10 protein-coding genes are annotated in these 12,163 nt (G+C 69.3%); 5 read left to right on the top strand and 5 right to left on the bottom strand.

Annotated features, from left to right (window positions below):
• Positions 1 to 755: pseudouridine synthase (locus tag D7X55_RS25365; protein WP_147470203.1), on the top strand; the 755-nt coding region annotated here is incomplete at its 5' end.
• 44 nt (positions 756 to 799) lie between these two features.
• Positions 800 to 2,203, top strand: coding sequence for a Si-specific NAD(P)(+) transhydrogenase (gene sthA / locus D7X55_RS25360; RefSeq protein ID WP_121724431.1), 1,404 nt, complete (start codon positions 800 to 802; stop codon positions 2,201 to 2,203).
• 15 nt (positions 2,204 to 2,218) lie between these two features.
• Here the strand turns inward: sthA and D7X55_RS25355 are convergent, their stop codons facing one another.
• Together D7X55_RS25355 and D7X55_RS25350 are read right to left on the bottom strand one after the other, a co-directional pair.
• A complete protein-coding gene (locus D7X55_RS25355) occupies positions 2,219 to 2,548 on the bottom strand; it encodes a hypothetical protein (protein ID WP_121724430.1) in 330 nt (109 codons plus the stop codon).
• An 11-nt stretch (positions 2,549 to 2,559) separates the two neighbouring features.
• Positions 2,560 to 2,922, bottom strand: a complete 363-nt coding sequence (locus D7X55_RS25350; RefSeq protein WP_120548854.1) for a nuclear transport factor 2 family protein — start codon at positions 2,920 to 2,922, stop codon at positions 2,560 to 2,562.
• A 156-nt stretch (positions 2,923 to 3,078) separates the two neighbouring features.
• On the opposite strand from D7X55_RS25350, the gene fusA reads away from it, so the two are divergent.
• The 3 genes from fusA (at position 3,079) to D7X55_RS25335 (ending at position 8,264) form a co-directional block, all read left to right on the top strand.
• Complete coding sequence (fusA, locus tag D7X55_RS25345) at positions 3,079 to 5,196, top strand: elongation factor G (protein WP_120548853.1); 2,118 nt, start codon at positions 3,079 to 3,081, stop codon at positions 5,194 to 5,196.
• 105 nt (positions 5,197 to 5,301) lie between these two features.
• Positions 5,302 to 7,239, top strand: a complete 1,938-nt coding sequence (locus tag D7X55_RS25340; protein ID WP_120548852.1) for an ABC-F family ATP-binding cassette domain-containing protein — start codon at positions 5,302 to 5,304, stop codon at positions 7,237 to 7,239.
• Positions 7,240 to 7,349: 110 nt separating this feature from the next.
• Entirely contained in the window at positions 7,350 to 8,264 is a 915-nt protein-coding gene (locus D7X55_RS25335; protein ID WP_121724429.1) for a flagellar motor protein MotB, read from the top strand.
• An 8-nt stretch (positions 8,265 to 8,272) separates the two neighbouring features.
• Here D7X55_RS25335 and D7X55_RS25330 read toward each other — a convergent pair whose 3' ends face one another.
• The 3 genes from D7X55_RS25330 to D7X55_RS25320 all read right to left on the bottom strand — a co-directional run bounded on the left by D7X55_RS25330 (position 8,273) and on the right by D7X55_RS25320 (position 12,073).
• Positions 8,273 to 10,168 (bottom strand): OPT family oligopeptide transporter, encoded by a 1,896-nt coding sequence (locus D7X55_RS25330; RefSeq protein WP_120548850.1) that lies wholly within the window; start codon positions 10,166 to 10,168, stop codon positions 8,273 to 8,275.
• 69 nt (positions 10,169 to 10,237) lie between these two features.
• Complete coding sequence (locus D7X55_RS25325) at positions 10,238 to 10,720, bottom strand: peptidylprolyl isomerase (protein WP_121724428.1); 483 nt, start codon at positions 10,718 to 10,720, stop codon at positions 10,238 to 10,240.
• Between the two features lie 75 nt (positions 10,721 to 10,795).
• A complete protein-coding gene (locus D7X55_RS25320; protein ID WP_120548848.1) occupies positions 10,796 to 12,073 on the bottom strand; it encodes a dicarboxylate/amino acid:cation symporter in 1,278 nt (425 codons plus the stop codon).
• Positions 12,074 to 12,163: the final 90 nt, after the last annotated feature.

Below are 12,163 nucleotides of genomic sequence, written 5' to 3'. Positions count from 1 at the left end.
GCCCCAACCGCTGGGAGGGCAAGGAGAAGCCGGACTGGCTGTCGCGCGCCCTGGCCCGCGCGGGCGCCATGCCCCAGGAAGAGGCGGACGCCGCCATCAAGGCCGGCCGGGTGACGGTCAATGGCCGCGTGGCCACCACGCCCCTGACGCCCGTGCCGCCCGGCGCCGTCCTCAAGGTGGACGGACTGCCGGTGCGCAAGGAGGCCCCCACGCACGTGCTGGCCTTCCACAAGCCCGCGGGCGTGCTGACCTCCACCGCGCGCCAGCACCGCACCGGCACGGTGTTCGAGCTGCTCCTGCCCCAGCTGCCCCTGGAGTTGAACCGCTTCACCTGGCACGCCGTGGGCCGGCTGGACGTGGACACCACGGGCCTGTTGCTCTTCACCAATGACGACAAGCTGGTGGCCCACTGCACGTCCCCGGACACGAACCTGCCCAAGCGCTACGTGGCCACGGTGTTCAGCACCGCGGACGACGCGAAGGTGGAGCCCCTGCGCCAGGGCATGACGCTGGATGACGGCCCCGCCCGCCCCGCCGTCGTGCGCGTGCGCGACGAGCACACGGTGGAGGTCACGCTCACCGAAGGCCGCCACCACCAGGTGAAGCGCATGCTGGGCGCCGTGGGTCTGCCCGCCCGCGCGCTCCACCGGGAGGCGGTGGGCGAAATCGATCTGGCCGACATCCCCGAGGGCGGCTTCCGGCTGCTCACCGAGGAGGAGGTCCGCGAGAAGCTGCATTACAGCGGCCGGGAGTGATTCGCGGTGCCCTGGCCCCCCGGGGTGGGGTTAGGGTGGGGTCCATGGCGGACTTCGACCTGGTGGTCATCGGCTCAGGCCCCGCGGGGGAATGGGGCGCGGTGCAGGCCTCGCTCGCGGGGAAGCGGGTGGCGGTGGTGGAGCGGGAGCCGGTGCTCGGCGGCACCGCGGCCAACACCGGCACCCTTCCCTCCAAGACGCTGCGCGAGACGGCGCTGCACCTCTCCGGCTTCAAGGCGCGCGGCCTCTACAGCGTGGACGCGACGCTGCGCCACGAGGCCACCGTCTCCGACTTCCTCTTCCGCGAGCGCCGCGTGAAGCAGATGGAGCGCGAGCGCATCCACAAGAACCTCCAGCGCCACGGCGTGACGGTGTTCCAGGGCGCCGGCGGCTTCGTGGACGCGCACACCGTCGCGGTGAAGCGCGACGGCGCGGAGGTCGCCCGGCTCACCGCCGGCACCGTCCTCATCGCCACCGGGTCCACGCCCTATCGGCCGCCGCTGTACCCCTTCGGCGATCCGCGCGTGCACGACTCGGATGAAATCCTGGACATCACCACCCTGCCCCAGACGCTGGTGGTGGTGGGCGGCGGCGTCATCGGCTGCGAGTACGCGTGCATGTTCGCCGCGCTGGGCATCCCGGTGACGCTGGTGGAGGTGAAGAACGACCTGCTCAACTTCCTGGACGCGGAGGTGGGGCAGCTGTTGCGCGACTGCATGGAGACGCTGGGCGTCCGGCTGCGCCTGGGCCAGACGGTGGAGTCCGCGCACGTGCCGGAGTCCCACTCGGAGCCCATCCGCCTGAAGCTGTCCACCGGCGAGGTGCTGGAGGCGGATCAGGTGCTGGTCGCCTCCGGCCGCACCGCCAACACCGCGGGCCTGGGCATCGAGGCGCTGGGCGTGAAGCAGGGCAAGCGCGGCCAGATCGAGGTGGGGCTCGCGTACCAGACGGCCGTCCCGCACATCTACGCGGTGGGGGACGTCATCGGCTTTCCCGCCCTGGCTTCCACGTCCATGGAGCAGGCCCGCATCGCCGTGGAGCACGCGTTCGGCCCGGGCAAGCGCACGCTCACGCCCATCCTGCCCTACGGCATCTACACCATCCCGGAGGTGTCCATGGCCGGCGACACGGAGGAGTCCCTGCGCGCGCGCAGCATCCCCTACGTCGTGGGCCGCGCCACCTTCGACACCAATCCGCGCGGGCAGATCATCGGGGAGAGGCAGGGCCTGTTGAAGCTGCTCTTCCACCGCGACGACATGAAGCTCTTGGGCGTGCACGTGCTGGGCGAGCAGGCCTCGGAGCTGGTGCACGTGGGGCTCACCGCGCTGCTCACCGGCGCCACCGCCCAGCTCTTCGTGGAGACCTGCTTCAACTACCCGACGCTGTCGGAGGCCTACAAGGCCGCCACCTACGACGCGCTGGATCAGGTCCGCGTGAGCAGCGCCTGATCCACCGGGGACTCGCTAGCGCGAGTCCTTGAGGCTGCCCACCGTGAGGCCCGACTCGCGGGGGGCCACCCGGCTCACCCCGTCCGAGGACACCCGGGCCAGCGGGGGCGCGGCGGCGGGCGCCGGGGCCCTGGACGGAGCCGGCGCCGGCTTGGAGCCGCCCCGCTGCCCCGGAGCGCCCTGGAGCAGCGAGCGGATGCGCTCCCAGCGGACCTTCTCCTCCGCCACCAGCCGCACCAGCTCCTCGCGGGCGGAGGCGTCCGGCAGATCCGCCGCGGCCGCCGCCACCTTGTCCATGAAGGGCAGCAGGTATCCGAAGTCCCGGTCGAAATTGGGGGTCGCCATGGGTGGGCACCTTAGCCGTGGTAGACGCGTGACGCGACGATGCGCCCGCCCTTCACCTCCAGCACCTCCGCCACCGGCAGGGGGGCCTCGTTGGGGGCATGGCGCAGATACTCCATGAACACCCGGTCCCCGTCCGCCGTGAGGGCCGTCTCCTCGTAGCGCAGGCCCGGCAGCCGGGCGATGGCGTCCCTCCACCACCGCTCCAGGGCCGGCCGGCCCACCAGGCGCCCGCCCGTCTCCGGGTGCAGGACGCGAATCTTGGGCGAGGTGTGTGTTGCATCCTCCGCGTAGAGCGAAACCAGGGCGGTGACGTCGTGGGCGTTGAAGGCCTTGAGCCAGGCTCGGGCCAGGGAGAAGTTTTCGCTCGCGCTCATTGTTATGAGACCTCAGTCGGAACAGGGCGGCGCAACGTAGGCGGATGTACGCCCAACGTCATGCGGATTTGTCTGGTAACTGGGTCCTGTGGGAAGTAAGGGCCCCGCCTGCTCTGTTCCCTCAGGCAATTTTTTCAATCGAAGAAGGACCGGATCGTGGCCTCCAACGTACCCATCGAGAAGATTCGTAACATCGGTATCTCCGCCCACATCGACTCGGGCAAGACGACGCTGTCCGAGCGCATCCTGTTCTACACGGGCAAGATCCACGAGATCCACGAGGTCCGCGGCAAGGACGGCGTGGGCGCGGTCATGGACTCGATGGACCTGGAGCGTGAGAAGGGCATCACGATCCAGTCCGCCGCCACGTACGCGATGTGGGGCGAGTACAACATCAACCTGATCGACACCCCCGGACACGTGGACTTCACCATCGAGGTGGAGCGTGCGCTCCGCGTGCTCGATGGCGCCATCCTGGTGCTCTGCTCCGTGTCGGGCGTGCAGTCGCAGTCCATCACGGTGGACCGCCAGATGAAGCGCTACAAGGTTCCGCGCATCGCGTTCATCAACAAGATGGACCGCTCTGGCGCGAACTACGATCGCGTCGCCGCGCAGCTGAAGGAGAAGCTGGGCCACCACGCGGTGAAGCTCCAGTACCCCATCGGCGCGGAGGACCGCTTCCAGGGCCTCATCGACCTGCTCTCGATGAAGGCGTTCTACTTCGACGGCGAGAACGGCGAGCACATTCGCGAGGAGGCCATCCCGGCGGACATGCTGGACGAGGCCAAGCTGCGCCGTGACGAGATGATCGAGGGCATCGCCAACGTCGACGACGAGCTGGGCGAGGCCTTCCTCATGGACCCGGCCTCCATCACCGAGGAGCAGCTGCGCGCCGCCGTGCGCCGCGCCACCATCGCGCTGAAGATGACGCCGGTGATGTGCGGCTCGGCGTACAAGAACAAGGGCGTGCAGCTGCTGCTCAACGCGGTGTGCAGCTACCTGCCGAACCCCAAGGAAGCGACCAACGAGGCGCTCGACCAGAAGAACAACGAGGCCAAGGTCATCCTGGAGTCGGACCCGACCAAGCCCTTCGTCGGTCTGGCGTTCAAGCTGGAAGACGGCCGCTACGGCCAGCTCACCTACATGCGCATCTACCAGGGCAAGGTGAGCAAGGGTGACTTCATCATCAACCAGGTGAACCAGAAGAAGGTCAAGGTTCCGCGCATCGTCCGCATGCACTCGTCGGAAATGCACGACGTCAACGAGGCCACGGCCGGCGACATCGTCGCGCTGTTCGGCATCGAGTGCGCCTCCGGCGACACGTTCACCGACGGCACCGTGCAGTACACGATGACGTCCATGTTCGTGCCGGACGCCGTGATTTCGCTGGCGGTGACGCCGAAGAACCGCGACACGCTGGCGAACTTCTCCAAGGCGCTCAACCGCTTCCACAAGGAAGACCCCACCTTCCGCGTGCGCCGTGACGAAGAGTCCGCGCAGACCATCATCAGCGGCATGGGCGAGCTCCACCTGGAGATCTACATCGAGCGCATGAAGCGCGAGTACAACTGCGAGGTGGTCGCCGGTAAGCCGCAGGTGGCGTACCGCGAGACCATCTCCCAGAAGGGCGAGTTCGCGTACACGCACAAGAAGCAGACCGGTGGTTCGGGTCAGTTCGCGCGCGTGTGCGGCTACGTGGAGCCCCTGCCCGCGGACGCGGTGCAGCAGTACGAGTTCGTGGACGACATCGTCGGTGGCTCCATCCCGCGCGAGTTCATCCCCGCGTGCGACAAGGGCTTCCAGGAGGCCGTGAAGAAGGGCAGCCTCATCGGCTTCCCCGTGGTGGGCCTGCGCGTGGTCATCAACGACGGCGCGTTCCACGCGGTGGACTCGTCCGAAATGGCGTTCAAGACGGCCGCCATCATGGGCTTCCGCGAGGGCTACGCCGCCGCCAAGCCGGTCATCCTCGAGCCGATCATGAAGGTGGAGGTCACGGCTCCGGAAGACTTCCAGGGTTCCGTCGTCGGCCAGCTGAACCAGCGCCGCGGCACCATCCTGGAGACGGGCACGGCCGAGGGCTACGTCACGGCCGTGGCGGAAGTGCCGCTGAACACGATGTTCGGCTACTCCACCGACCTGCGCTCCGCGACCCAGGGCAAGGGCGAGTTCACGATGGAGTTCGCCAAGTACCTGCCGGTCCCCCGCAACGAGGCGGAGGCCCTGATGGCGCAGTACAAGGAGAAGCAGGCCGCGGAGCAGGCTGCCCGCAAGTAGTCCGGGTGCCCACGCCGCACTGGCTGTAGGAAGGGCGCTCCCCGCTTCAGGTGGGGGGGCGCCCTTTCGCTTTTCCCCTCTCCCCCTTTCGAAAGGTTCCATCCCGTGACGCTGCTTCGCGCCGCCAACGTCCAGCTCGCCTTCGGCAGCCGCACCGTCTTCGAGGGCCTCACCTTCACCATCGAGGAGGGCGAGCGCGTGGGCCTGGTGGGCGTCAACGGCTCCGGCAAGTCGTCGCTGATGAAGATATTGGCCGGCGCGGCGAAGGCGGACCTGGGGGAGCTGCAGCTGCGCCGGGGCGCGCGCGTCACCTACCTGCCCCAGGAGCCGGAGTTCCCCGAAGGCGCCACCGTGCAGAGCGAGCTGGCCGTGTCCCAGGCGCCGCTGAAGGACGCGCTGGACGCGCACACGGAGCTGTCGCGCCGGCTGGAGGCGGACCCCGCGAACGCCACCCCGAAGATGCTGGAGCAGCTGTCCGCGCTGAGCGACCGCATTGATCAGGCGGGCGGCTGGGACACGGAGCACCACGCGAAGACGCTGTTGGACCGGCTGGGCGTGAAGGACTGGGACCGGCCGGTGGCGCAGCTGTCCGGCGGCCTGCGCAAGCGCGTGGCCATTGCCCGGGCGCTGCTCACGCGTCCGGACCTGCTGCTGCTGGACGAGCCCACCAACCACCTGGACGCGGACACCGTGGACTGGCTGGAGGACGAGCTGGACAAGCTGCCCGGGGCGCTGCTGCTCGTCACGCACGACCGCTACTTCCTGGACGACCTCGTCGACCGCATCGTCGAAATCCAGCCCGGCGGCGGCCTCATCTCCTACCCCGGCAACTACGCGGCCTACGTGGAGCAGAAGCTCGTGGCCCAGGAGAACGCGGAGGTCGCGGAGCACAAGCGCGGGCGCTGGATTGCGCAGGAGGTGGCGTGGCTGCGCAAGGGCCCGGAGGCGCGGCGCACCAAGAGCAAGGCGCGCATCGAGCGGGCGCAGAAGCTGCTGGCGGAGAAGGGCTTCCAGCGCCCCAAGGTGGCGGACTTGAAGGTGGTGGCGGCGCCACGGCTGGGCCACACCGTGATTGAAGCGGAAGGGCTGAAGAAGTCCTTCGGGGACCGCAAGGTGCTGGACGGCGTGGACTTCCGGCTCCAGCGCGGCGAGCGCGTGGGCTTCCTGGGGCCCAACGGCGTGGGCAAGACGACCTTCCTGCGCGTGCTGCTGGGAGAGATTCCCGCGGACAGCGGCAAGCTCGTCATCGGGAAGAACACGAAGGTCGCCTACTACGATCAGCAGCGCGCCCAGCTGGACCCGGAGCAGACAGTGTACGACGCGGCCTCCAACGGCGAGGACCACGTGGAGCTGGCGGACCGGAAGGTGGCCCTGCGCGACTACCTGGAGGACCTGCTCTTCCCGGTGCCCATGCAGCGCATGAAGGTGGGCGCGCTGTCCGGCGGCGAGCGCAACCGGCTGCTCCTGGCGCGGCTCTTCTTGGAAGGCGCCAACGTGCTGGTGCTGGACGAGCCCACCAACGACCTGGACATCGTCACCCTCAACATCCTGGAGCGGCTGCTCCTGGACTTCGCGGGCAGCACCCTGCTGGTGACGCACGACCGGTACTTCCTCGACAAGGTGGCCACCGCCATCCTCTCCTTCGACGGCCAGGGCAAGGTCACCCGCTACGAGGGCAACTACGACATGTACAAGCGGCTGCGCGAGCAGTCGCAGGCCGCCGCCCTCAAGGCCGCCGCGCTCAAGAAGGACGAGCCGAAGAAGGACGAGGCCCGCGAGGAGCCCGCCGCGAAGCCCGCGGCGAAGAAGCCCGGGAAGCTCTCCTACAAGGACCAGCGCGAGCTGGACGGCATGGAGGCCACCATCGAGGCCGCGGAGAAGCGCAAGGCGGAGCTGGAGGCCCAGCTGGCCGACCCCGCCGTCTACAGCAACGGCTCCAAGGTGGCGGAGGTGAACCAGGCGCTGGAGGCCACCACCCAGGAAGTGGATCGGCTCTATACGCGATGGCAGGAATTGCAGGACCTGGCGGCCGGGACGGCCTGAGTTGTCAGGCTTTTGGTGGGGGAAAACACAATCGGCTCCACCTCGTGCATGATTTTCGGGCCGGGGGACTCTGGCTAGTGTTCGCGTCCCTCCGCCTCGGGAGTCGTCACGTGTTCCGTCCGGCCTCGGTCCTCGCCGCTGCCCTGCTGTCCCTCCCCTTCTCCGCCCACGCCCTGGAGAGCGGCCCCAAGCAACCACTGCCCATGTTCGACCTGCAACGGCTCCGCCTGGATCCGTCGGCGCTGGGTTCGCTGGTGGTGGGGACGGGGCGGACGCTGGCGCCCGGGCAGCTGCGTGTGGCGTTGAACTACCACTACGAACAGCTGCCCATGCACTTCCAGACGCGCTGGGAGCCTGGCGCGGGCACGGGCCTGGTGGAGAACAAGATGACCGCCCACCTGACGGTGGGGGTCGGCGTGCTGTCCTGGCTGGACGTGGGCGGTGAGCTGCCCTTCGTCCTGACGCAGGGGGGCAAGCCCACGCTGGAGTACTTCGGGCCGAAGACGGGGGGGCTCGCCACGCCGTGGCTGACGGCCCGGGCGGCCCTCCTGCGTCAGACGAAGGGCGCCCCCTTCAACCTGGCGGTGGGGCTGACCGCGGGACTGCCGGTGGGCAGCCGCGAGGCGCAGGCGCACGAGGACTACGCGTGGCAGCCGCGTCTGCAGCTGGGCTACGTGGGCGAGGGCTTCCAGCTGGGCGGCGAGGCCGGCATCTTCCTGCGCAAGCGCCAGGACCTGGGCCCCGTGTCCTATGATCCGCACGACATCGCGGGCAATGAGCTGCGCCTGGGCGCCACGGTGACGTCGCTGCACGGCGAGACGACGCGCGGCGAGGTCAGCGTCATCACCGGCGTCCCGCTGGACGGGGGCCGCTGGGGGGCGGAGCTGCTCATCGCCATCCGCCGCCACGCGCTGTCCCGCATGGACCTGTACGTGATGGGCGGCCCGGGCGTGGGCGCGGGGTTCGACACGCCCACCTTCCGCTTCGTCGCGGGCGTGTCCATCGCCACCAGCAAGGTGGACTGACGGCCCCCCTACTTCGCCATGAAGCCGAAGGCCTTCAACATCGCGATGGCGATGCCCAAGAGGCTTTCGCCCGCGATGAAGCCGGAGGAGACGGGCAGCACCGTGTCCTCCGCGAGCTTCGGCTTCAGGCGCTTGAGCAGCGCCGCCAGCGCCGCGCCCACGAAGAGGCTGATGGAGCTGGAGCCGGGGATGACCATGGCCAGCCCCAGGCCGGACGCGGTGGGGATGAAGGCCTTCACCTTCGGATGGGCCCAGCGCTCCAGCAGCACCAGCACGACGCCCAGCAGCGCGCCAACCAGGGCGCCCATGCGCGCGGTGGGGTGCAGCGCGGACATGCCGGAGGCGAGCATCTTCGACACGCCGGCCCACACCATGGAGGCCGGCGCGGGGAACTGCTCGGAGCCCAGCACGTCCGCGGTGGGCACCAGCAGGTTGAAGATGGGCACCACCACCACCGCGCCCGCGGCCACGCCGAACAGCTGCGCGAAGAACTGCTGACGCGGCGAGGCACCCAACAGCCACCCGGACTTGAGGTCCGTGAGCAGGTCCGCCGAGTGCAGCCCCACGCCGCCCGTGGCGTTGGCGCTCATCACGTTGGCGGGGATGTTGCCCGGCGCCAGGCCGCCGAAGATGAGCTGCGTGACGGGGCCCAGCGCCTTGGTGGGCGTGGTGTCCGTCTCACCCGTCACGCGCGACGCGACGACGCCCATCACCACCGCCAGGGGCAGCGCGAGCACGCCCGCCCACCAGGGAATCTGGAACAGCCACGCCATGAGGAAGACGGCCACGGGGCCCAGCAGCGCGAAGCCCAGGGGGAACCAGGCCGGCGGGCACTCGATGTCCGCCAGCGGATCCGCGCCCGCGCCCTCCTGGGGCTTCTTGCCCACCAGCGAGCCCAGCGCCGCGAAGGAGCGCACCACGCTCTTCCACTGGAAGGCGAAGGACAGCAGGCCCGAGGACACCAGCACCGCGGAGCCCGTCCACAGCGACCAGCCGTTGATGGCCTTGTACGTCACCTCCGGGATGACGCCCTGGGTGAACATGGCCGGCGCCAGGAAGCCGTAGTTGAGGATGGCGCCCAGGAGCATGGACCAGCCGGTGCGGAAGTTCACCAGCGCGCCCGCGCCAATGAGCAGCAGGCTGAAGTCGAAGGACAGGGACCACTTGCCCGCCTCGCGGCCCAGGATGGTGAACGGCAGGCTCGCCTTCTCCGGCAGGTTCTTGAGCCAGGTGAAGCGCGCGTCGCGCACCAGCACCAGGAACGCGCCCACCAGCCCCGCGAGGCCCAACAGCCGCGCCTTGTTCCGCGCCGTCTCCCCATGGCCGTGCAGCGCGCGGATGGTCTCCGCGGTGGCGGTGCCCGTGGGGAATGGCAGCGCTTCGATGTTGATGAGCTGGCGCTTGATGGGGATGGCGGCGAAGACGCCCAGCGCGGAGATGACGGCGAACCACAGCATCAGCCAGCCGGAGGACGGCAGCGTGCCGGTGAGCATCAGCAGCGCGGGCACCGCGGCCATGTTGCCGCCGCCCGTCATGTAGCCCGCGGCGGACGCCACGGAGCCCATGGCGTTGTTCTCCAGGTCGGTGAACTCGTTGCTCAAGAGCTTCAGCGAGCGCAGCGTGCCGAACACGGCGAAGGCCAGGATGCACGCGGTGATGGTGACGCCCAGGCTCCAGCCCGTCTTGAGGACGACGTAGAGGTTGGACAGACACATCACCGCGCCAATGAGCATGCCCGCGATGACGGCGCGCACGGTGAGCTGCCGCGCGCCGCCCTGGTAGACGTGCTCCCGCCAGTACAGCTCCGGGTCCATGGCCGCGGAGGCACCGGGCCTGTCAGGAACGGCGCCGGGGTCGGGCGCGGGGACTCGGAGCTGGCTGGGGTTCGGAACGGGAGGAACCATGGGGGGCGCAAGATAGTGCACGCCCCCCGGGGGCACGAAACGCTCCGTGCCCCACGGGTGCAAAAGGCACTACCCGTGCGCGCCGCCCGGGCCGTGCACGTGGCCGTGGGCCAGCTCTTCCTGCGTCGCGTCACGCACTTCGCGCACGGTGACGTCGAAGTGGAGCGTCTTGCCGGCGAGCGGGTGGTTCAAGTCCACCATCACGGAGTCCGGGTTCACGGCGATGATGCGCAGGGGGACGTCGCCGTCCTCCGTCTGGGCCATCAGCGTCCCGCCCACCTGGGGCAGGTAGGTGCCCGGCAGCATGGTGCGGGGGACGCTGCGCACGCCCTCCGGCTTGTGGACGCCGTAGCCCTGCTCCGGGGTCACCACCACCTGCTTGCTCTCTCCCGTGGACAGGCCCTCCAGCGCGCCCTCCAGTCCGGGGACGATCTGCCTGTGCCCGTGCAGATAGGCGAGCGGCTGATTCGGAGCGCTCTGGTCGATGATCTGCCCGTCTCCCAGGTGGAGGCGGTAATCGAGTGCGACGACGCGACCGTTGGCGACTTTCATGCGGCGGATGCTCCTTGGCTCTCGGGAGACGGCGGATGGGACTTCGGTCAAAGGTGGAACCGGGGTGACGCTGTGTCAGGCCACGGGGGACTGTGCCGCCTCCTCGCCGACCGGCCGGTCGGGGGGCTCGCCGCGCGACACGTACACGGCGGCCGCCAGGTCTCCGGTGACGTTGAGCACGGTGCGGCACATGTCCAGGAAGCGGTCCACGCCGAGGATGAGGCCCAGCCCCTCCACCGGGATGTTGAACATGCCCAGGATCATCGCGATGACGGGGATGGACCCGGCCGGCACGCCCGCGGTGCCAATGCCCGCCAGCACGCAGATGAACATGATGGTCGCCTGCTGCGTGAGGCCCAGCGGAACGCCATACACCTGCGCGAGGAAGAGGACGGTGACGCCCTCGAAGAGCGCGGTGCCGTTCTGGTTCATCGCGGAGCCGGCGGTGAGCACGAAGCGCGACACGTTGCGCGGCAGCTTGAGGTTCTCCTCCGCGACCTTCAGGGCCGTGGGCAGCGTGGCGCTGGAGGAGGACGTGGAGAACGCGGTGACGATGGCCAGGCGGCAGGAGCGGAAGAACTCCACCGGGTTGCGTCCGCCCAGGAAGCGCACGGACAGCGAGTACATGACGAACATGTGGATGCTCAAGGCCAGCAGCACCACGCCCACGTACGACGCCAGCTGTCCCAGGATGTGGAAGCCCAGCCGCGCCGTCATGGAGAACAGCAGCGCGCCCACGCCCACCGGGGCCAGCTGGAGCACGCCGTCGATGAGCTTCATCATCACGTCGTAGAGCCCCTGGATGACGTCCTTGAGGCGCTGCGCGGGCTCGCCCGGCGTGAGCGCCAGGCCCAGGCCGAAGATGAGCGAGAAGACGATGAGGCCAATCATGTCCCCGTCCGCCGCGGCCTTCACCGGGTTGGTGGGCACCATGGACAGGAAGAGCGCGCCCGCGGAGGTGTCCCCGGGAGGCGGCGCGGCCTTGATGGCCGTGCCCGTGCGGGCCAGGGCGCGGGCCTCGTCGCTCAAGCCGTCACCGGGCCGGAGCGTGTTGACGAGGAGCAGGCCGATGGCCACGGAGATGACGGAGAAGACGACGGTGTAGCCGAGCGTGCGGGCGCCCAGGCGGCCCACCTGCTTCAGGTCCAGCTCCGCCACGCCCACGACGAGCGCGGCGAACAGGAGCGGCACGACGAGCATCAGGAGCAGGCGGATGAAGATCTGCCCCAGGGGGTTGGTGAGATGCTCGACGGTCCAGGTGAGCCAGTCCGCGCTCCCGAACACGGCATTGCACGCGAGCCCGGCCACCGCGCCGGCGGAAATGCCGAGGAGCATCTTCTGATGGGGCTTCATGAGGGGGCGAAGCCTACCGGTGAAAGGAGGTGGCGCCCACCTCGCGTTCAGGGGAAAGCTGCGGATCCATCGTGGAATCCCTCGTCCAGC

The sequence above is a fragment of the Corallococcus sp. AB049A genome (assembly GCF_003668885.1).
Taxonomy (GTDB): Bacteria; Myxococcota; Myxococcia; order Myxococcales; family Myxococcaceae; genus Corallococcus; species Corallococcus interemptor.
Note: the sequence above shows the minus strand (reverse complement) of the source record. Positions and strands in the feature narration are given on the sequence as shown.

Coding starts and splice junctions, on each gene's coding strand:
- sthA (WP_121724431.1), top strand. CDS start 800: ATGGCGGACTTCGACCTGGTGGTCATCGGCTCAGGCCCCGCGGGGGAA.
- D7X55_RS25355 (WP_121724430.1), bottom strand. CDS start 2,548: ATGGCGACCCCCAATTTCGACCGGGACTTCGGATACCTGCTGCCCTTC.
- D7X55_RS25350 (WP_120548854.1), bottom strand. CDS start 2,922: ATGAGCGCGAGCGAAAACTTCTCCCTGGCCCGAGCCTGGCTCAAGGCC.
- D7X55_RS25330 (WP_120548850.1), bottom strand. CDS start 10,168: ATGGTTCCTCCCGTTCCGAACCCCAGCCAGCTCCGAGTCCCCGCGCCC.
- D7X55_RS25325 (WP_121724428.1), bottom strand. CDS start 10,720: ATGAAAGTCGCCAACGGTCGCGTCGTCGCACTCGATTACCGCCTCCAC.
- D7X55_RS25320 (WP_120548848.1), bottom strand. CDS start 12,073: ATGAAGCCCCATCAGAAGATGCTCCTCGGCATTTCCGCCGGCGCGGTG.